Consider the following 20897-nt stretch of genomic DNA (forward strand, 5'->3'; position numbering starts at 1 on the left):
TGTGGGAGGATTTGCCAGGCCTGTGGATCATTCCCGCCGGAGCCTTTGCCGGTGGCGTGGTCGGCTATCTTGCATGGCGGCTGTTCGTGTCCGATCCGGGGGCCGGAGACGGGGCTTCTGATCTGACCCTGTCGGCCCCCGCGCCCCGCGGGTCCGCGCCCGCGGCCGGGGGGCTCCCCCGGGATGGGGGCACGCCTGACGCACCGTCTTCGGTCGCATCCGCGGCCACGCCGTCGTCTTCGGGCGCGTCTGCGGCAGGGCCCAAATCCGGGGCCCGTCGCTCCGCCGCCGTCGGTCCGGCTTCGTTGCAGCTTCCCGAGCCGCCGCCCCTTCCGGCCCGCGTGGATCCGGCGGACGTGGCCCGCTCGCACACGGCCCGGGCCGTCCACCACGAGGCCGAGGGGGAGATCCCCCAGGCCCGGGACCACTTCCTGAAGGCCCTGTCCCTTTACGAAAGCGCGGGGGATGTGCACGGTGTGCTGCACACCTGCGACCTTCTGGCCTCCCTCCATGTGTCCGCCCGGGATGTGGCGGGGGCGGAAACCTACTGGCGCTACGCCCTATCCCTGGCCACGGCGCGGGGCCTGCGCACCCGGGAGATCAGCCTTCTGGGGCGTCTCGGGCTGGCGGCTGCCGGCGACGGGCGCTGGGACGACGCCCGCGAACTTCTGGGCGAGGCCCTGAAGATGGAGGAGGCCGCCTGGGGCATTCCGGTGACGGACCAGCCGGACGGGCCTCCGGGGCATCACGGGGCGTCCCGCAGCCTCCCGGACACGGCCCTGGCGTTCCTGGAGCGGGCCGCCGGTCTGGCGCCCGAGGGATCGGAGTTTGCCCGGTACTGCGCCGGGGTTCTGGAGCGGGTTCGGATCCGGGTCTCTCCGGGTCTGGCCGGATCGACGGGATCCGGCAACGGCAACGGCTAGAGGAACAGAGGGCCTTTCATGGTGTCCCCCACAAATAACGGCTCCCGCTCCGCCCTGCCTCTTCCGGGCCTGGAGAACGGAGGAACCCTCAACGGCCTGTTCGTGGCCGGTCCGGGCTTTCCGGCGGTGGCGGTTCTCATTTCCGGAACGGTCCGGCGCCTCGAGATCCGCGATCAGGACGGCTTTCTCATGGCCACCTGGGACTGGGCCGGTGTGGTGGTGGTGCGTCCGCCCCAGCCTCCGGACATGTCGGGGCTGTGCCTTGCGGACCGGCGCTTTCCCTCCCAGCAGCTTGTGGTGACGGACCCCACGCCGCCTCCGGCGCCGCCGCGACCTGCGGCCGAAACCGCGAGCGCCCTTGGCCCCGTCCCCGATCCTGGAGCGGTGCGCCGCATCATCCGGCAAAAGGCCCGCCGTCCCGGCCCCGGCCCTCACTCCGGCGCTCGGGATGCCGGGGGCCGGGCGCCCCGGGAGCGCCGGCCCATGACGGCGGTGCAAAAAGCCGTGCTGGCCTGCGTCGTGTGTGTGCTGGCGGGAACCCTGGCTTTGGTTCCGTTCGCCCGGGATCCGGCCCAGGTCGGGCGCCTGTCCGTGCTGGTGTCCAGTGGGATGGAGGACCGGTGGGGCACCGCCCTTGTCCAGCAGCTGGAGGGCTCGGGACTTCGGGCCTGCACCGGACAGGACGGTACGGCGGTTCTGAACCGCCTGGCCCTGCATCTCGCGGCCTTCCTGGGGCCGCAGGCGACGGCGACGGTTCTGCCCGTCCACTCGGACGTGCCCCAGTGCCTTGCGCTGCCGGGGGGGCATATCGTCGTCACCGGCGCGTTTCTGAGGGCGCTGGAGTCTCCGGACGATGTGGCCGCGGCCCTGGCCCTGGCCCTGGCCCAGGGAGCCGGGCGCAGCGAGGTTTACGCGGTCTTGCGGCGCCAGGGGGTGCGGGCCCTTGCGGCGCTGGTGACCGGCGCCCACTCCGCCGGGAGCATTCGCCTCGAGACGCTGCTGCGCACGGTGCGGGCCGATCCCGATGATCTTCTGGCTGCGGACCGCACGGCGCTGACCCTTCTGCGGGGCGCCGGGTTCCGCCAGAGGGCGCTGGGTGTCCTGCTTCTGGATGCGCGGAAAAATCCCGCCTTCAACCAGCCTCTGGACGACCCCCTCCTGCGCCCCTGGGGGTACACCCAGCCCGTGTCCTCCCAGCGCATGCGGGCCCTTCATGCCGCGCCCCGGGGGGGTGAGAGCCCCATGTCCTGGACGGACTGGCAGGCGGTTCGGAGCCTCTGCGGCCCGGGGGAGGGCAACTAGGGCGCTCCGGTTGGCCGGGCCGGGCCCGGGTGCCCTCCGGTCCGGTCGCGCCCTGTTGGGCGCAACCCGGCGGTGAAAAAACGGTTGCCGGATTTCCCGGCGGCAGGGCGGGTTTTCTGTCGTTTGTCCCTCCGGGGTGGGGCGTCCGGGTCCGGCTGGCCGGACGCGGGTTTTACGGGTGACTCTGGTTTTATGCCCAGAAACGGTTTAAATATAAGGGTGCCCTCACCTGCCGGTCCGGGCGTGCCCGAACCGCGCAAGGCGGTTTCCAGAGCCCTGCCCGGGGCGGGATGACCGGAGCCCGGGCCCTCCGGGGCCGGCGACAGGCCGTGCACGCCGGTGTGATCAGGAAACGGATATTTTTATGGAAAGCAGATCCGACAAATTCCAACTGGGCCTGAAAACGCGAATTTTCCTGGGCTTCCTGTCCTTCCTGCTCCTGCTCTTCGGAACCGTGGGGATCGGTGTCTACTACGTCGCCATGGACGAGCTGAGGAACAGCGTGAAGAGCCGCCTGAAGTTCAGCGCCGCCGTGATCGGTCAGGCCCTGAGCGCCAGTGACCTGGAGGCCATCCGCTCCCCCGAGGCCGTGACCAACCCGCACTATCAGGCCGTCTTGCGCCAGCTGCGGGTTCTTCGGGATCTGGATCCTGATATTGCCTATCTCTACATCCTGCGGCTCGAGGCGGGCCGGGTCTTCTTCGTGGTGGACACGGATGAGGGCAAGCGCCAGGCCCTGCCGGGAACCGAGTACGTGCCCGAGGCCTCGAACCTGTATCGCGGGTTCACGGCCGTGGCGGTGGACGATGCGCCCGCCGCCGACGAGTGGGGTGTCCTGCTGTCCGGCTATGCGCCCCTCAAGGGCGGCGAGGGCCGCTACCTGGTGGGCATCGACATGCGCGGTGACACGGTCATGGAGCAGTACGCCACCTTGAAGCTGGCGGCGCTTTTGGGGCTTTTCGTGTCCATCATCGTCGCGGTTCTGTTTGCCCGGTTCCTGGCGTCCCAGGTGATGAGGCCCATCGACAGGACGGTCGAGAAGTGTGAGGCCATCGCCGCCGGGAACCTGAATGTGCGCCTGACCGACCACACGTACCGGGAACTCGGGCGCCTGTTCCGGTCGTTCAACAAGCTGGCCGAGGCCCTCGCCCGGACAAAGCGCAGCGAGGAGGCGGCCTTCGAGAAGCTCCGCACCGCCAAGGAGGATATGGAGCGCCAGATGCGCCAGTGGAACGCCGAGTTGCGGGAGCTGAACGAGCGCCTTGTCAACGAGAGCGCCGAGCGCCGCAGCGCCCAGACCGAGCTGGAAAAGGCCGTGGTGGTGGACGAACTGACCCGCCTTGTGAACCGTCGCGGCATGATCCAGAGGCTGGGGCACGAGGTTCTCCACTCCCGCCAGAGCCGCCGGCCGTTCACCCTGCTGCTGTTGGACATGGATGACTTCAAGCAGGTGAACGACACGCTCGGTCACGACGCGGGGGACATGGTCCTGTCCGAGGTGGCCATCCGGATCAAGGGGCTTCTGCGCGGTCAGGACGTGACCGCGCGCTGGGGCGGTGACGAGTTCGTCATCATGCTGGCGGACACCCGCTTCGAGAACGGACTGCTTGTGGCGGAGAAGATCCGCTCCCGGATCAAGGACAGCCCTTTCTTCGCGGGCGGCCAGGAGGTCCGGGTCAGCGTCAGCATCGGCGTCGCCGAGTACGAGGGCGAGTACGATGTGGACCAGGTGCTCCGGCGCGTGGACGAGGCCCTGTACCGGGCCAAGCTGGGGGGCCGCAACAAGGTCATGGGCGCTTCCAACCGGGACGAGATCCAGCCCCCCGCGTCCGAGTGATCGGGGGCGGGGGCACGGCGGGGGTACGGGGTGCGTAACTGCTTTTAGGATACCCTTGCGCCGGTTGGGGCTGTTTTCCCTTTGCGGCGGGCGTGGCCGCTCCGGCGTGCCCGTGGCGGGGCCGGGGCTGCCTCCTTTTCCCGTCCACGTTCCGCATTGCCGCTCTGTGTGCCCGCGTTCAGGGTGCCCCGGTGGCGGGGCCCTGTGTAAACGGGCGGGGGGGGATAGAGCCCTGTCGCGTCTCCCGGCCGGGCCTGCGTTCCTGCCCCGGCTCCGCGCTCCTATGCGGCGGGCCTGGGTCGCCCTGTTTCCGGTTTCTGGCCGGTCCCGGACCGGGGCTGTGAGTGCACGCTGTCTCCGGCCCCTGTGGGTTTTTCCCCTGTCTACGGTGTTCTATCGTCCGACGGCGCCTCCGCTGCCTTCAGCTTTCGCGTGCACTCCGTGGGTCTGGAGTAGTCCCCCAAAGCCGCGTTGGCTGCCACACCGGTGTTGGCTCCGGTTTCTGGCCCGTCCTCGCGTGGGCCCCGGGGTGGGGGCGGTTGCGTCGGGATGCTCCCGAGGCGAACCCGCGTGCGTGCGGTCGGGCACGGCGCACAAAAAAACGCGCCCGTGGGGCGCGTTTTCGGAGGTCTGTCACCCCGGAGGTGCCAGGGGATCACCCGGGCGGGAACCGGCCCCTTACCGGTGTCGGTTCCTTACCAGGGCCAGTCCCTTACCAGTGCCAGTCCCCTACCAGTGATTGTCGGGATCGCCCCAGCCTTCGGCGCCGAAGGGGGAACTGCGCGGTCCCTCGGGAACCAGGCAGAACTCCTGCTTCAGGCAGGCCAGGAACTCGGCCTCGTCCTTGAACAGGGTTTCGGTGATCACGCCGTTCTTGTTGCGCCGCAGGGCTCTCGGGGTCGCGCTGATGCGTCCATCCCGGAGCGCCAGGGATGCCAGAGGCTTCTTGACGAACATGGACTTGGGCGACGTCTGCTGGAAGCGGCAGGGCTCCTTGAAGAACAGCAGGGGCCGGGGCTGCGTCCCGAAGACATAGCGGGCCTCGCAGTCATTCGACGACTCGCCACAGACCTTGAACAGGGCCAGCCAGTCGTCCTGCGGGTTCTGCTCGTGCTTGTAGGGGCCGATGCGGAAACGCTCGCCCTCGGGGATGCGGTCCTCCAGGGCCCCGCGCTCGCACAGCGGGTGACGGAAGGACTGGCCGTTGCCCACGTCCACGGCGAAGTTCCGGCCTCCGAGAGGAACGCGCAGGAACATGTGGAGGTCATCCAGGTAGTCGTGCATGAGCGACGGCAGCATCTGGGCCGACATGTAGTCCACCGCGAATCCGATTTCCCGGAGCGCCCAGGCCATCAGGATCGAGTTCTCATAGCAGAACCCGCCCCGGTTCCGCTCGACAATCTTCTCGTAGGCCGCATCCAGATCGAGAGTGATCGTGTTGGCGCCGTAGTGGATATCGAGGTTTTCAAACGGGACGGACAGCAGGAAACGCTCTTGAAGGGTGGACAGGGTTTCCATGTCCGGGCGGGCTTTTCCGGTGTAACCGATGCGTTCGAAAAAACGTTTCAGGTTCATAGACATCCTCCAAATGGAAATATAAAAAATATAACATGAATGATGCCGTGGTCCTACCAAAAAGGCGGCGCCGGAGCGGGCGCGAACCCGCGGCTGCCCCCTCCTGACCCCCCCTCGCCCCCGGGAGCCGCGAGGGCTCCGTTTCCGGGGACACCGGTGGGAAAGGCTGTGTCCGCGCCCGATGGTCCCTGGAGCCGGAGCCGTCCTCAGGCGGTCTCCCCGTCCGGGCTGGCCAGACGTTCCTTGATCCGGGCCTCGAACCGGTAGGGGTGCGCCGGATAGACGCCCAGGATGTGCAGCTCGTGGGTGAAGTGGCGCAGTTCCTCGAAGGCGTGACACATCTGGGGATCGCTGGGGCGGCCCTCCACGTCCGCGTAGAAGCGGGTGGCCACGAAGCTTCCGTCCACCTGGTAGCTTTCCAGCTTGGTGATGTTGATGCCGTTGGTGGCAAAGCCTCCCAGCGCCTTGTAGAGCGCCGCCGGAACGTTGCGCACACGGAACACGAAGGACGTGACCGCGGCCAGGTCGCTGCGGGGCTCCACCGGCTCGCGGGCCATGATGAGGAAGCGGGTGGTGTTGTGGGTCTCGTCCTCGATGTTGCCCTGAAGGCTCTCCAGGCCGTAGATGTCGGCGGCCAGGGCGCTGGCGATGGCGGCCTCGTTGGTGCGCTTGTTCTCGGCGAGCTCGCATGCGGCTCCGGCGGTGTCGGCGTGGACGACCGCGTTCAGGCCCCGGGCCTTGATGAACTTGCGGCACTGGCCAAGCGCGTGGATGTGCGAGCGCACAATGCGCACGTCCTCAAGCCGGGTGCCCGGATTGACCAGCAGGTGGTGGGAGACCTTCAGGAAGTACTCCTGGACGATGTGCAGGCCGGTGCCCGGCATCAGGTGGTGCACGTCGGCGACCCGCCCGGCCACCGAGTTCTCGATGGGCATCATGGCATAGCGGGCCCGCCCCTCGCGGACGGCGGCAAAGACGTCCTCAAACGCCGGGCAGGGCAGCACCGCCATGTTGGGAAACAGCTGCGTGCAGGCCATGTGCGAGTACGCGCCCGGAAGCCCCTGGAAGGCCACGGTCTGGAGAGGATCGTTTTTCGTCGTCATGGGTCACCCGAGAGCAGGGAGGGGACAGGGGGGCGCGGAGCCCGCACCCCCTTTCGGAGTTCAGGATTCCATCATCTGGCGCGCGCGGGCAAGGTCGTCGGCCGTGTCCACGCCCAGGGGCGCGGTGTTCACGAGGACGGCCTGGATGCGCAGCCCGTGTTCCATGGCCCGGAGCTGCTCCAGGTTTTCCCGGCGCTCGAGCACGCTGGTGGGCCAGCGCACGAAGGACTCCAGGGCCTCGCGCTTCCAGACATAGACCCCGATGTGGTGGTAGTGCGGACCCTCGCCCGAGGGCACCGGGGTGCGCGAGAAGTAGAGCGCCGGCGCGCTGGTCTCGCCCGGTCGGAAGCCGACGGCAGCCTTCACCACGTTGGGGTTGGTTTCTTCCGAGGGATCGGTGATGGCGCAGACCGGGGTCGAGATGTCCATGTGGGGCGCGTCAAGAAGGCCCTGGTAGGTCCGGCTCAGGATGGCCGGATCCAGCGTGGGCACGTCGCCCTGCACGTTCATGACCACGTCAAAGCGGCTGTGGCCGGGGTCGATCTTTCCCAGAGCCTGCCAGACGCGGTCCGATCCCGAGGGAAGGTCCGGGTCCGTGAGAACCGCGTTGCCTCCGGCCTTCTCGATGGCGGTCACGATCTCCTGATCTCCGGCGGCGACGAACACGGGGCCCACGTTGGCCTCCATGGCGCGGCGCCAGACCTGCACGATCATGGGCTCCCCTGCAATCAGGGCCAGGGGCTTGTTGGGAAGACGGGTGGCCTTGAGCCGGGCCGGGATAATCACAACGGGAGAGGGCGAACTCATGACTTGCAGATCCTTTAGCGCCCGGAGCGGGGGGTGAGAAGAAATTCGCGACCGATTTTCACCCGGCTTTCTCCGTTGTACCGGATGACATCGGCGGTGGCGTAGGTTTCGTTCCAGTTTTCCGGCAGATAGGAGCCGGTGCCGATCACGTCAATGGGGGCCCGGGCGTAGCCCATGGCCCGGCACTTGGCGGCGGAGAAGCCCGACGAGGCCACGATCTTCACGTTGGGGAAGCCGGCCTCGTTCAGGCTTTCGCGCACGTGCCACAGGGCGGCGGCCGAGACGCCGGTGCCGATCAGATAGCGCAGCTCGGTTTCCGTGCGGTAGGCGCGGATGGCGCCCGGTGCATTCCGGTCCAGCACCTCGTAGGACCGCTGGGGGCCCAGGCCCTCCACATAGCGTCCGCCGTGGGTGTCCAGGCGCAGGCTCAGGCGTCCCTGGGCCGCAAGCTCGGGGAAATGGGCGCAGACCGCAAGGCCGTCGGTGATTTCCTGGCCGAAGTAGTCCACCAGCACCACCAGGTTCACGTCCGGGTGGGTCTCGTGGAACATCTGGGCGGCCCGCAGGGTCGAGCCCGCATAGCCGATCAGGGCGTGGGGCATGGTCCCGAAGCCCTCGGCCTGGTCGAAGAACCGGGCGGTGGCGTCGGTGGCGTTCCCGACAAAGCCCTTTGCGCCCCGGGTGGTCTGGGCGGCCCGGCTGCCGACCGAGGCGGCGTAGGCCATCAGCTCGGCCATCTCGGTGCCCGCGCAGTGGCGGGCGTCCATGGCCAGGAAGGCGACCTCGGGAAGCTCGACGCACATGCTGAAGGCGTTGTAGGCGGCCACGCACGCGGCCCCCAGCTTGCCCAGCAGCAGGGTTTCCAGCTCGGCGAGGGCGGCGAAGGATCCGGTGATGTACAGAAGCGGCTCACCCGCTCCGACCCAGTCCCCCTCCTTGTAGAGGCACTCGATCGCCACGTCCGCGTTCTTTTCCCGGGCGAGGGTCTCGAGCCACAGCAGGGCAAGCCGGGGCGCGAAGACCACCGGGCGGCGCATGAACACCGCGTAGGTGACCTCCGCGTCCCCGTAGCGTTCGATGACGGCCCGGGTCCGGCTGAAATACTTGTCCGTCCAGCGCGGCACCTGGTCGAGGGTCGGCCAGACTTCGGCCAGGTGCGTTTCGTCCGGGGACCGTCCCTGCGTCATCGGGGGCAGGATCCGGTGAGAGCCCGGGTGGCCTCGGCGATGGAGCGTTCCCGGGACCGGGTGCGCTCGTCCTTCAGGGCCTCGGCGATCAGGAAGGCCAGCTCCAGGGACTGGCTCGCGTTCATGCGCGGGTCGCAGTGGGTGTGGTAGCGGTCCGCCAGACGCGCCTCGGTGATCTCCTGGACGCCGCCGGTGCACTCGGTCACGTCGGCGCCGGTCATCTCGAAGTGGACGCCGCCCGGGTGGGTTCCCTCCTCGCGGTGGATGCGGAAGAACTCGCGCACCTCCTGGAGGATGGCCCCGAAGTTCCGGGTCTTGTAGCCGTTGGAGGCCTTGATGGTGTTCCCGTGCATGGGGTCGGAGCTCCAGACCACCGAGCGTCCCTCCCGCTCGACCGCGCGGATCAGTCCGGGCAGGGCGTCGGCAATTTTCGTCGCGCCCATGCGGATGATCAGGGTCAGGCGGCCCGGGTCGTTTTCCGGGTTCAGGGCGTCACACAGGCGGATCACCTCGTCGGGCGAGGCGTCGGGGCCGATCTTCACGCCCACCGGGTTGCGGATGCCCCGGAGGTACTCGATGTGGGCGCCGTCCAGGTTCCGGGTCCGGTCGCCGATCCACAGGAAGTGGGCCGAGCAGGCGTACCAGTCGCCGGTCAGGGAGTCGACGCGCGACAGCACCTCCTCGTAGTTCAGGAGCAGGGCCTCGTGGGACGTGTAGAACGACGTCTCGTGGATCTGGGGCACGGACTCCGGCGTCAGGCCGCAGGCGCGCATGAAGTCCAGCGCCTCGGCGATGCGGCCGGCGAATTCGGCGTAGCGCTCGGCGGCGGGGTTGCCCTTGACGAAGTCCAGGGTCCAGCGGCCGACCTGGTTCAGGTCCGCAAGGCCGCCCTTCGAGAAGGCGCGCAGCAGGTTCAGGGTCGCCGACGACTGGTTGTAGACCTTCAGCAGGCGCTCCGGGTCCGGCCTGCGGGCGTCCGGCTCGAACTCCATAGCGTTGACCATGTCGCCGCGGTAGCTGGGCAGGGCGAGGCCGTCCCGGCTCTCGGTCGGCTCCGAGCGGGGCTTGGCGAACTGGCCCGCCATGCGCCCGACCTTGATGACCGGCAGGGCCGCGCCAAAGGTCAGGATCACCGCCATCTGGAGCAGGACGCGGAACGTGTCCCGGATGGTGTTGGCCGAGAACTCGGCAAAGCTCTCCGCGCAGTCGCCGCCCTGGAGGAGGAACGCCTTTCCAGCCGCCACCCGGGCGAGTTCGGCATGGAGGGAGCGCGCCTCGCCCGCAAACACAAGCGGAGGATACTTGGACAGCATCTGCTCAACGCTTTTGATGTGTTCCGGATCGGGGTATTCGGGCATTTGCCGGGCGGGCTTCGAGCGCCAGCTCTCCGGCGTCCACTGCGTGGCCATGTTCGGGAGTCCTTTATTTTTTCCTGTCGCGGTTGAAATCTGGTTCCGAAGTGATAGCCCAATGAGGGCTCCGGTGACCAGAGAAAAAGCGGGTTCCGGGCCGGGCTTCCGGGGGGCGGAAGGCGGCCCGTGGGCAGGAGTACGGTGGGGTGGGGAGTCGCTCAGCCCTCCGGTTCGGGAGGGTTGGCCGCGGGCAGGTCCACGGTAAATCGGGCGCCCAGGGTCTCGCCCGCCGGATCCTTGCGGTTTGCCGCGCAGATCCGCCCGTCGTAGGTCTCGACGATCTGGCGGGAGATCGCAAGGCCAAGGCCCGAGTGGTTGCCAAACGCCTCGGCGGCGGGGCGTTCGGAGTAGAAGCGGGTGAAGATCCGCTCGAATGCACCCGGCGGAATGCCCGGGCCCTGGTCGTCCACGGTCACAATGACCCGGTCCACGATCTGCGCGGCCTCGATCCGGATGGTGCTGCCCCGGGGCGAGAACGAGAGGGCGTTGGCAATCAGGTTCCGGAAGACCTGGGCCAGGCGGCCCTCGGTGGCGTGGACCTCGAGGATGTTGTCCGGCTCGGCGAGCTCCAGCCGGAGTTTCACACCGTGCCGCTCGGCCTCGCTTTCATAAAGCTGGACCAGGGCCTTTAGCAGGGGGCGCAGGGCCAGGGTTTCGCCGCCGCCCCGGGACAGCTCGGCGTCCAGCCGCGAGGCGTCGCTGATGTCGGTGATCAGGCGGTCCAGGCGCTGGACGTCGTGCAGCACCACGTCCATCAGGCGCTTCTGCTTCTCGGGATCCTTCATGCGCGCGGCCGTCTCCACCGCGCTTTTCAGCGAGGTGAGGGGGTTCTTCAGCTCGTGGGACACGTCGGCGGCAAAGCCCTCGATGGCGTCCATCCGGGCCCAGAGCGCCTCTGTCATGCCCCGCAGGGCGCCGGACAGGTCGCCCAGCTCGTTGTTCTGGCTGGAGTAGTCGGGGATCTCGTGGGAGCGGCCGCTCCGGGAGTTGCGGACCCGGTCCGCCGCCCAGGCCAGGCGCACCAGCGGCCGGGCAATGGTTCCCGCAAGGTACAGGGACAGGGCGATGGTGATCATCAGGGTGACGGTGAAGATCTCCAGGACCATGACCCGCATCTCAAACAGGTTGCGGACGATGTCCTCGCCGTTGCTGGAGATGAGCACCGTTCCCAGCAGCGGCGGCTGGGCGCCGGGCGCTGCCACAGGGGACGCGGGCGGGGATCCGGCCGCGGAGCGGGGAGGGGCGTCCGGCAGCACGGAGAGCGCGGGAATGGGCACGGCCACCGACAGGATCAGGGCCTGCTCGGCGGTGATCCGCAGGGCGTTGGCGGGCCCTGCGCCGGACAGGGCCTTCACGGCCTCCGGGTAGTCGGCGGCGGAGGGGTGCGGAATGTCCGGCTCCAGGGGCAGGCCCCGGGCGTCGGGCTTCAGGGGGATCATGGACTGGTACAGGCGCTTGGCCATGATCAGGCCCAGGCTCTCCCCCTCACTGCCCTGGTCCGCGTCCTCGGCCCCGACCGAGACACCGGGGTGGCTGTCGGCCACCAGGGTTCCGTCGGCGGCGAAGATCCGGGCCCGGATCCGGGCCAACTCCGCCATGGAGAGGAGCGTGGCGCGGGCCTCCGCCGGGTTGGGGAACGGGTGGGGGGCCGCTGTGTCATCCGGGGCGTGGGCGGCGGTCCCGGTGCCCGGGGGGCAGACCGTCCGCGAGATGGCCGCGGCAATCAGGGAGGCCTCGGTCTCCAGGGTGGAGAAGGCGGTCTCGTAGAGGGTCCGCTTGTAGAGATTGAGATAGAGAAGCCCCGCCGCCAGGAACAGGGGCGCGATCAGGTTGATCAGCAGGATGCGGCGCGTCAGGGACGAGCGGAACAGGCCACGACCGCGCCCGCGCGACCAGGTCGCCTTCTTTGCGGCGTTGGGACCGCCGCCGGAGGAGGGCTCGGGGCGGACCGGCTCCATGGGTCAGTAGTCCGTCCCGTCGATGCCGTCGTCCCGGTCGCGGATCGCCGCCGGATCCTTGTAGCGGTAGCCCACGCCATAGAGGGTCTCGATTTCCGAGAACGACCGGTCCGCATCCCGGAACTTCCGCCGCAGCCGCTTGATGTGGCTGTCAATGGTGCGGTCGTCCACGTAGATGTTCTCGCCGTAGGCGGCGTCGATCAACTGGTCGCGGCTTTTGACGTGGCCGGGCCGGGTGGCGAGCGCGTGCAGGATCAGGAATTCGGTCACGGTCAGGTCCACCGGGTGACCCTTCCAGGTGCACAGGTGGCGGTCCGGATCCAGAACCAGATCCCCGCGGGCCATGGCGCTTTTCGAGGGCTCGGTCTCGGCGACCTCGCCGCGCAGGTCCGCCCGCCGCAGAAGGGAGCGGATCCGCTCGATCAGCAGCCTCTGGGAGAACGGCTTCTTGATGTAGTCGTCCGCGCCCAGGCGCAGCCCCATGAGCTCGTCCACCTCGTCGTCCTTCGAGGTCAGGAGGACGATGGGCATGCGGGTGCGCTCCCGGAGTTTCTGGAGAAGCTCCATGCCATCCATGCGGGGCATCTTGACGTCCAGCACCGCAAGGTCGGCGGGCCGGCGCAAAAGACCCTTCAGGGCTTCCGCTCCATCGTTGTAGGTCGTGACGTGAAAGCCCTCCTCCTCGAGCATCAATGAGATCGAGGTCAGGATGTTGCGGTCATCATCAACGAGAACGATATGTCGCTCCACGGCATTTTCTCCTGGCAGGCTGAGAAAAAGATATAGTTTGAGCGGCGTCGCGCGTCAATGTTTCCCCCTGTGCTCCGGTTCGGACGTGTTCGACTTGAGCGGGCGGGGTGTCGCGGTCGGGCGAGCCGGGGCGCTCATGCCCTGAAGGGGCAGGCTTCTCGCGCTCCCCCAGCCGGTTTCCGGCTCTCCACAGGCTCCCCGCTGTCCCCCGTGCACAGGCCCATCCCGGGATAGGGGGCTTGCCCACGGGGCGTCTCCGGCCTCCCGCAGTTTTGTGCGGCCCCGGCCGGGAGGGAGCGGCAGGGACCGGCCGGACCGGCCCGCCGGATGCTGCTGAATGTCTTGCTCGTAATGTAATGCCTGGGTTCTTGCCTGCCTGCGGGGTCCGGTTTCATACTGCGCCCGATTTCCCCTGTCTTCTCCTCCGGAGCGTTGAATTGGTATGAAGGTTTTGAGTCTGGCCTCCCTGTCGAACACGTGGGGGTTTCACGGCTATCAGGAGGCCACCCTGCTCAGGGCGCTCGCGCTTCGTGGGGCGACTGTCGACTACTATGGCTGTGATGCGCTGTCCGGAATCTGCGCCGTTACCCCGGTGGAGCGTTCCCGCAAGGAGCAGGAGGCGTTTTGTCGGCGATGTTTCCGCCGGGGCTCTGCCCGGGCCGCAGAGGCCGGGCTGTCCCTGCGCTCGCTTTGCACGCAGGTTTCCGCCGGGGATCGGGACTGTGCCCGCACCTGGGCAGCGTCCCTGACGCCGGAGATGTTCTCCCGTGCGGTCTACGGGCTCTGGGCCCTGGGTGACTGGGTGGTGGGAACTGTCCTGTCCCAATTTCGGCTGGCAAGCTATGAGCCCGGCAACCCGGATGTGGACGCAGCCTTCCGCCGCTATCTGGAGGGCGGCCTTCTTTGGGCTCTGACGCTGGAGAGGCTTCTGGACCGTGAGGCCTATGACCGGATCGTGCTGTTCAACGGGCGCCATTCAAATGAACGGATTTCCCGCGAGATTGCCGGGATGCGCGGAATCCCCTTCTACACCCACGAGGCCGGGTGGGTTCCGGAAACCATTATCATGGCCCGCAATACCGCGACGGGGGCCACGTCCCGCCTGTCGGAACTGGTCCGGGACTGGGAAGACGTCCCCCTGACCCGCGATGAGATCGAGGAGATCGTGCTTTACCAGTTCCAGCGGGAGTGGGGCAGCCAGACCTCGGTGGGGGGGACGGCCTTTGCCAGCCTGAACTTCGATTCGGATGCGGATCTGTATCGCAAGCTCGGGATCGCGCCGGAAACCTCTGTCTGGGCGGTGTTCCCGTCCTCCACCGATGAGTTGAGTGCCGATCCGGAGTTTGCCAAAGTTCACCCCCCTGGCGAGCAGAACGCCTGGATTCTGAGGGTGCTGGATGAGGCTGCCCGCTATCCGCATGTCCATGTGGTCTTGCGTGTGCATCCGAACATGGCGAGGGGCGGCCTCTATACCCGTGAGGCCCGGGAGGACATCGCCTTCTACCAGTCCCTCAAGGAGAGCGGCCGGGAGCGCCTGACTGTCATTGATGCAGAGGATCCCTTCTCCACCTATGGCCTGATGAAAATCGCGGATGTGGGGCTTTCCTATGCCTCCACGTGTTCTCTGGAGATGGGGCTGCACGGCAAGCAGAACTGCTACGGCTCGCGCCTGTTCCTCAGTGAGTTCCGGGGGACGGAGGTTCTGACCACCCGCGAGAGCATCGCCGAGGCGTTTGCCCGTTACGCTCTGATTCCCAAGGGGTTCCGAAGTGCGGCTTTCCAGCGTCCGGCGTTCCGGCTCCTTTATACCCTCCGCAATCTCTGGGGTTTTCCGTTCCCCTTTGTGGCCATGCCCAACGCCCGTTCCGCACGTCTTGCCTGGCGTGAGCCGGGGGAGCTTGCCCCGAACCGTGATCCGGTCCTGGACTTCCTGTGCGAGGCGGTTCTGACGAACGCGCCGCCACGCCGTCTTCCCGGTCCTGCCGAGCAGGCGCGAACCCGGGAGGACGAGGACCGGATCTGGAGCCAGCCTCTGGACATCGAGCGCGAGGGGCTCAGGCTCGTGCTGGAGAGGGGGACATACGCCCTGCCTCCGGACGGGGTGATCCGCCTTACCTCCCGTGGCGGCAACGGGCAGACCTATGTGCTGGGGGGCTGGCGAAAGCCCCGGGCGGGGTACCGCGCCCTCCAGAGATCCACGGCCCGACTGGCGTTCCAGGCGGGGGACGGGAAGCCGGTTTCAGGGATCACCGTTGATTGTTTCGCCCGGGCCGGAGTGGAGGTGGAGGTGACCCTCAACGGACACTCGCTCACCCGGTTTCCCGGCACGGGCGGGATCGTGAGGGTCTGTCTGCCGGTCTCGGACGGGATTCTGGCCGGACTGAATGTTCTGGCATTCGAGGCGCGGCCGAACGCAGGATCGGTTAAGGATATGGGGCCGCGGGGGCTGTCTCTCGGGGTTCTCCGGCTGGCGTTCTCACAGCCGGGTCGCGAGGCGGTTTTGCCCTCCATGGCTTCGACTCGTTTGCGTTTCGCGCCGCTTCTGGCCGCGCTGAAGCTGGCCCGCAGGCTCTAGGGCGCAGGGCTTCCAAGCGGATGTTGACAAAGCCCCGGCCCGGTTCTAGAGCAGGAGCAGACTGGGGAGCCGGCGTCCGGCCGGTATCAAAACCTCCCTTGTGTCGGTCCGGTTTGGCAAAAATGCTCCCTGCGCGCCTCCACGCGCCTTCCTCCGGGGCGGAGTCCCGGCGGACATGATCTCTCCGTGACAAGGCTGTTCTCATGATTTTCGACGACAAGGCCGTTCTGGTTACCGGCGGCACCGGATCCTTCGGCAGAAAATTCGTTTCGCATCTGCTGGAGCACGCGCGGCCGCGCAAGGTCGTCGTCTTCTCCCGTGACGAGCTCAAGCAGTACGAGATGGCCAACCTGCCGGAGTTCAATCCGGCCAACCGGCCCGAAATCCAGTATTTCATTGGTGACGTCCGGGACATCGAGCGCCTGCGCACGGCCTTCCGGGGTATCGATTTTATCGTTCACGCGGCGGCCCTGAAGCAGGTGCCCGCGTGCGAGTACAACCCCTTCGAGGCCATCAAGACCAACGTTCTTGGGGCGCAGAACATCATCACCGCCGCCATCGAGTGCAACGTCCAGCGGGTTGTGGCCCTGTCCACGGACAAGGCGGCGGCTCCGGTCAACCTGTACGGGGCGACCAAGCTGTGCTCGGACAAGCTGTTCGTTGCGGGCAACATCATGTCCGGCACCGCGCCGACCCGGTTTGCGGTTGTGCGCTATGGCAACGTGGTGGGCTCCCGGGGGTCGGTGTTCCCGTTCTTCCTGAAGCAGGCGAGGGAGAAGGGCCGTCTGTCGGTGACGGACCCGCGCATGACCCGCTTTTCCATCACCCTGGGCGAGGGGGTCCGGTTCGTTATGGACAGCTTCCGCCGCATGCGGGGCGGGGAGGTCTTTGTTCCCAAGATCCCGAGCTACCGGATTTTGGACGTGGCCGAGGCCATCGGCCCGGGGCTTCCGGTGGACATTGTGGGCATCCGCCCCGGTGAGAAGCTGCACGAGGCCATGATCACGGCGGATGACGCGCGCAACACGGTGGAGCTTGCGGACCGCTACGTGATCCAGCCCGAGTTCAACTGGTGGGACGCCTCCTTTGTGTCGGAGGGCACGCCCTGCCCGGATGATTTCTCGTATGTCTCCGGGACAAACGACCGCTGGCTGACGGTCGAGGAACTCCGGACCCTGTGCCAGCAGGAATGCGCCCTCTGAGCCGCGGTGCGGTTCGTCATTGTGTGTCCGCCCCGGATGGAGAAAAGCTGTGAGCGAACGTTTTCTTCCCTATGGACGCCAGAGCATCGATGACAGCGATATCAAGGCGGTTGTCGAGGTTCTGAAATCCGACTGGCTGACCACGGGGCCCGCGGTCGCCCACTTCGAGGAGACGGTGTGCGCCTTCACCGGTGCCGCTCATGCGGTGGCGGTGTCCAGCGGGACGGCGGCTCTTCACGTGACCATGATGGCCCTGGACATCGGCCCCGGTGACGAGGTCATCGTGCCGCCGGTGACCTTCGCGGCCACCTCCAATGCGGTGCTGTACTGCGGGGCCAGGCCCGTGTTCGCGGACGTGGACCCCCGGACCCTGCTTCTGGATCCGGAGGCGGTGGCGGCGGCCATCACGCCGCGCACCCGGGCCATTGTGGGGGTGGACTATGCGGGCCAGCCGTGCGACTGGGACGCCCTCAGGGCTCTGGCCCGCCGTCATGGGCTGGCTCTGGTGGCCGACGCCTGCCACGCGCTGGGCGGCGAATACCGGGGGCGCCGGGTGGGCACCCTGGCGGACGTGACGGTGTTCAGCTTTCATCCCGTCAAGCCCGTGACCACGGGCGAAGGGGGCATGGCCCTGACCGACGACCCGGGCCTTGCCGAGCGGATGCGTCATCTGCGGGGACACGGCATCACCAGCACCGCGGCCCAGAGAGAGGCCGCCGGGGGCTGGTTCTATGAAATGACCAGTCTGGGCTACAACTACCGCATCTGCGATATCCAGTGCGCCCTGGGGACGAGCCAGATGGCCCGCCTGCCGGGCTGGGTGGAGCGGCGCAATGCTCTCGCACGCCGCTATGATGCGGCCCTTGCGGGGACGGCGGTCCGTCCCCTGGAGACCCTTCCGGATATCCGGCACGCCCGTCACCTGTACGTGGTGCGCACGCCGGATCGGGACAGCCGGTTCCGGGCGCTGCGGGCCGCGGGCATCGGTGTGAACGTGCATTACATTCCGGTGTACCTGCATCCCTACTACCGTTCCCTCGGGTACGAGCCGGGCCTGTGTCCGGTGTCCGAGGCGGCCTTTGCCGAGATCCTCACGCTGCCCCTTTGGCCGGGGATGGAGGACGGGGAGGTGGACCGGGTTGTCCGGGAGCTTCTGTCGTGAGCGCCTCGCGTCTTGTCCTGGGGACGGCCCAGCTCGGCCAGCCCTACGGGGTTGCCAACCGGACCGGCCAGCCGGACGCGGATCAGGCGACCGCCGTGGTCCGGGCAGCGCTGGAGTGCGGCGTCACGGGCTTTGACACGGCGCGGGCCTATGGCACCAGCGAGCAGGTTCTGGGGCATGCCCTCGGGGCTTTGGATGCGCAGGCGCAGGCGCGCATCGTGACCAAGCTCCCGCCCGAGCTGACCCTGGCCGACGCCGAAAACATGGACACCATGGTGGAGATCTCCCTGTGCCGCCTGGGCGTGGAGCGCCTGGACTGCCTGATGTTCCACCGCGAGGAGCACCTTGCGTACCTGGAAGAGCCGGGTTTTGTGGTCTATTTCATGGCTCTGATGGAGTCTGGCCTGACCCGGTCCCTGGGCTGCTCGGTCTACACGCCGGAGCGGGCCCTTGAGGCTCTGGACAACCCTTTCCTTCATGCCATCCAGATCCCGGCGAGTGTCTTTGACCGCCGCTTCGAGGACGCCGGCGTCTTCGAGCGCGCCGAGGAGGCGGGAAAGACCGTCCACATCCGCAGCGCCCTGCTTCAGGGTGTTCTCTGCCTCGCTCCCGGGGATCTTCCGCCCTACCTTGCCCCCCTTTCGGACTCGGTGCGGGCGCTTCATGCCCTGTGCCGGAGCCTCGAGGTTCCGGTTGCCGTTCTGGCGGTCCGGTGGCTTCTTGCGCGCTATCCGTCCGCGCGGGTTCTTTTTGGCGCCGAGACGCCGGAGCAGGTCCGCGAGACCGCCCGCGCCGCCCGGGGCCTGCACCTGTCCGGGGACACCCTGTCCGCCCTGGACCGGCTGGTTCCTCCCCAGGAGAACCGGTTGCTCAACCCCTCGCTCTGGAGACACTGACATGTCCCGCTCCCGCCAGCTTCAGGACCGGGCCCGCGCCCGCATTCCCGGCATGACCCAGCTTCTGTCGAAGCGCCCGGACATGTTCAGCTATGGCGTCTGGCCCGGCTACTACGAGAGCGCGAAGGGCGCCCGGATCCGGGACGTGGACGGCCGCGAGTACCTGGACATGTCCATCGCGGGCATTGGGGCCTGCGTGCTGGGCTACGCGGACGACGAGGTGGACGATGCGGTCCGCGCGGCCATCTCCAAGGGGGTGGCGAGCTCCCTGAACTGTCCGGAGGAGGTCGAGCTTGCGGAGCTTCTGTGCTCGCTTCACCCCTGGGCCACGATGGTGCGCTACACCCGCTCGGGGGGCGAGGCCATGGCCATGGCGGTACGCCTGGCCCGGGCCCACACCCGGCGCGACGTGGTGGCCTTCTGCGGCTATCACGGCTGGATGGACTGGTATCTTGCGGCCAACCTGGCCGGGGACTCCGCCCTGGACGGGCACCTGATTCCCGGCCTGGATCCGGCCGGCGTTCCCCGGGGTCTTGCGGGCACGGCGTTCCCGTTCCGCTACAACCACCCGGAGGAACTGGAGCAGATCGCCGCCGACAACCCGGACCGTCTGGCCTGCATCGTGATGGAGCCCATTCGCTCCTGTCCGCCGGCTCCCGGATTTGTGGAGGCCGTGCGCGCCCTGGCGGACCGGACCGGCGCCGTGCTCATCATGGACGAGATTTCCGCCGGGCTGCGCTACACCACCGGAGGCGCCCACCTGGTGCTCCACAACGGGGTGACGCCGGACATGGCCGTCTTCTCCAAGGCCCTGGGCAACGGTTACGCCATGTCGGCGGTCGTGGGGCGCTCCGACGTGATGCAGGCGGCACAGGACACCTTTATTTCCTCCACCAACTGGACCGAGCGCATCGGCCCGGTGGCGGCCCTTGCCACGCTGCGCAAGCATCAGCGCCTGGCCGTGCACGAGCAGTTTGCCCGCCATGGCCGGGCCATCAAGCAGGGCTGGCTGGACGCGGGCGCGCGCCACGGGCTTCCGGTTCAGGTGGACGGCATGGAGGCCATGGCCCACTTCAGCATCGACGGGCCGGACTTTGCCGCCAGCAAGGCGTACTTCGTCCAGCTGATGAAGGAGCAGGGCATTCTGGCCTCCAACCTCTGCTACCTGATGGCCGCCCATACGGATGCGGACGTGGAGCAGTACCTCGGGGCCGTGGACCGCTCGTTCAAAACCCTGGCGGAGGCCCGGGAGTCGGGCACGGTCCGGGACCGGCTGGAGGGCGAGCCCTCGGCGGCCGGCTTCCGGCGCCTGGCCTAGGGCTTCGTCTCCGGCAGCGTCGGAAAACTGCGGGGCACCGGGAAAGCCCGGGGGCAGGGGGGCGCCGTCCGTCTCCCCGGTGGTCCTGCAACAACCGGGCGGGGTTTATCCGGGTGGTGTTCGCCTGTATCCTTTGCCCGGCTCCGGGGTCATGCGGGGCGGCTGTTGTCTTTCGGGAGAACCGGGGCATGAGTGCCATTGCCATCATCACCGCGCGGGGCGGATCGAAACGGATCCCGCGCAAGAACATCCGGCCGTTTCTGGGGCGCCCCATGATCGCGTGGCCTATCGGGGCGGCGCTGGAGTCCGGGGTGTTCGACCGGGTTGTGGTCTCCACCGACGATCCGGACATCGCCGCGGTCGCCCGGGCGGCCGGGGCCGAGGTGCCCGCGCTGCGGCCCTCGGATCTTGCGGACGACTACGCCCCCGCCCACAAGGCGGCCCGCCACATGCTGGAGCTGCTGCGGGAGACCGATCCCGCCATCCGCCATTTCTGCCACATCTATCCGACGGCTCCCCTGCTTTCGGCCGATCTCCTGAGGCAGGGAATGGAGCGCCTGCGCGGGGGCGGCTTCCGGAGCCTCTGGGCCGTGGTGCCCGTTCCCTACCCGGTGTTCCAGCTGATGGGGGCCAGCGGGTCCGGCAGTCTCTACCGTCTGTTTCCTGACGACAAGGCGGCCATGCGCTCCCAGGACATGCCGCAGTCCTACGTGGATGTGGGGCAGGCCTATTTCTTCGAGGTGGACCATTTCCTGGAGCACGAGCTGGCCCTTGGCGAGCATACGGGCCTGATCGAGGTTCCCCCGGACAGCGCGGTGGACATCGACACCGAGGAGGACTGGATCCGCGCCGAGCGGATCGCCACCCGTCTGGCGGCGGAGGGCTGAGAC

At 68.0% G+C, this 20897-nt stretch carries 16 protein-coding genes; 9 read left to right on the forward strand and 7 right to left on the reverse strand.

The features are described 5' to 3' along the window. Positions 1-11 precede the first annotated feature (11 nt). The 3 genes from IHV25_RS06595 to IHV25_RS06605 all read left to right on the forward strand — a co-directional run bounded on the left by IHV25_RS06595 (position 12) and on the right by IHV25_RS06605 (position 4062). On the forward strand, positions 12-923 hold the full coding sequence (locus tag IHV25_RS06595; RefSeq protein WP_192534325.1) for a tetratricopeptide repeat protein: 912 nt from the start codon (positions 12-14) through the stop codon (positions 921-923). Between the two features lie 18 nt (positions 924-941). Continuing rightward, positions 942-2225, forward strand: a complete 1284-nt coding sequence (locus tag IHV25_RS06600) for a M48 family metalloprotease (protein ID WP_192534326.1) — start codon at positions 942-944, stop codon at positions 2223-2225. A gap of 364 nt (positions 2226-2589) precedes the next feature. After that, positions 2590-4062 carry a GGDEF domain-containing protein gene (locus IHV25_RS06605; RefSeq protein WP_192534327.1) on the forward strand — a complete coding sequence of 491 codons (1473 nt, stop codon included), beginning with the start codon at positions 2590-2592 and terminating at the stop codon, positions 4060-4062. Positions 4063-4791: 729 nt separating this feature from the next. Here IHV25_RS06605 and IHV25_RS06610 read toward each other — a convergent pair. From IHV25_RS06610 to IHV25_RS06640, 7 genes are all read right to left on the reverse strand, one after another. Further along, complete coding sequence (locus IHV25_RS06610; protein ID WP_192534328.1) at positions 4792-5637, reverse strand: arylamine N-acetyltransferase family protein; 846 nt, start codon at positions 5635-5637, stop codon at positions 4792-4794. A 206-nt stretch (positions 5638-5843) separates the two neighbouring features. Continuing rightward, positions 5844-6740, reverse strand: coding sequence for a prephenate dehydratase (locus IHV25_RS06615; RefSeq protein WP_192534329.1), 897 nt, complete (start codon positions 6738-6740; stop codon positions 5844-5846). A gap of 60 nt (positions 6741-6800) precedes the next feature. After that, complete coding sequence (locus tag IHV25_RS06620; protein ID WP_192534330.1) at positions 6801-7547, reverse strand: 3-deoxy-manno-octulosonate cytidylyltransferase; 747 nt, start codon at positions 7545-7547, stop codon at positions 6801-6803. A 14-nt stretch (positions 7548-7561) separates the two neighbouring features. Next, positions 7562-8734, reverse strand: a complete 1173-nt coding sequence (locus tag IHV25_RS06625; protein WP_192534331.1) for a nicotinate phosphoribosyltransferase — start codon at positions 8732-8734, stop codon at positions 7562-7564. Next, positions 8731-10143: a class II 3-deoxy-7-phosphoheptulonate synthase gene (locus IHV25_RS06630; RefSeq protein WP_192534332.1), complete on the reverse strand. Its 1413-nt coding sequence runs from the start codon at positions 10141-10143 to the stop codon at positions 8731-8733. The genes IHV25_RS06625 and IHV25_RS06630 overlap by 4 nt, the downstream gene beginning before the upstream one ends. Before the next feature lie 161 nt (positions 10144-10304). Next, positions 10305-12104, reverse strand: coding sequence for a stimulus-sensing domain-containing protein (locus IHV25_RS06635; protein WP_192534333.1), 1800 nt, complete (start codon positions 12102-12104; stop codon positions 10305-10307). A 3-nt stretch (positions 12105-12107) separates the two neighbouring features. Next, positions 12108-12854, reverse strand: a complete 747-nt coding sequence (locus IHV25_RS06640) for a response regulator (RefSeq protein WP_192534334.1) — start codon at positions 12852-12854, stop codon at positions 12108-12110. 442 nt (positions 12855-13296) lie between these two features. Here IHV25_RS06640 and IHV25_RS06645 point away from each other — a divergent pair, with 442 nt between their 5' ends. From IHV25_RS06645 to pseF, 6 genes are all read left to right on the forward strand, one after another. Then, the gene (locus IHV25_RS06645) at positions 13297-15429 is read left to right on the forward strand and encodes a hypothetical protein (protein WP_192534335.1); all 2133 of its coding nucleotides are present in this window, start codon (positions 13297-13299) and stop codon (positions 15427-15429) included. 203 nt (positions 15430-15632) lie between these two features. Further along, a complete protein-coding gene (gene pseB, locus IHV25_RS06650; protein WP_192534336.1) occupies positions 15633-16631 on the forward strand; it encodes a UDP-N-acetylglucosamine 4,6-dehydratase (inverting) in 999 nt (332 codons plus the stop codon). Positions 16632-16680: 49 nt separating this feature from the next. Continuing rightward, positions 16681-17793 carry a UDP-4-amino-4,6-dideoxy-N-acetyl-beta-L-altrosamine transaminase gene (gene pseC, locus IHV25_RS06655; RefSeq protein WP_192534337.1) on the forward strand — a complete coding sequence of 371 codons (1113 nt, stop codon included), beginning with the start codon at positions 16681-16683 and terminating at the stop codon, positions 17791-17793. Further along, complete coding sequence (locus tag IHV25_RS06660; protein ID WP_192534338.1) at positions 17790-18689, forward strand: aldo/keto reductase; 900 nt, start codon at positions 17790-17792, stop codon at positions 18687-18689. Before pseC ends, IHV25_RS06660 begins: the two co-directional genes overlap by 4 nt. 1 nt (position 18690) lies before the next feature. Further along, positions 18691-20007, forward strand: coding sequence for an aminotransferase class III-fold pyridoxal phosphate-dependent enzyme (locus tag IHV25_RS06665; protein WP_192534339.1), 1317 nt, complete (start codon positions 18691-18693; stop codon positions 20005-20007). Positions 20008-20195: 188 nt separating this feature from the next. Further along, on the forward strand, positions 20196-20894 hold the full coding sequence (pseF, locus tag IHV25_RS06670; RefSeq protein ID WP_192534340.1) for a pseudaminic acid cytidylyltransferase: 699 nt from the start codon (positions 20196-20198) through the stop codon (positions 20892-20894). Positions 20895-20897 lie beyond the last annotated feature (3 nt).

Source organism: Phaeovibrio sulfidiphilus (assembly GCF_014861485.1).
Classification (GTDB): Bacteria; Pseudomonadota; Alphaproteobacteria; order Rhodospirillales; family Rhodospirillaceae; genus Phaeovibrio; species Phaeovibrio sulfidiphilus.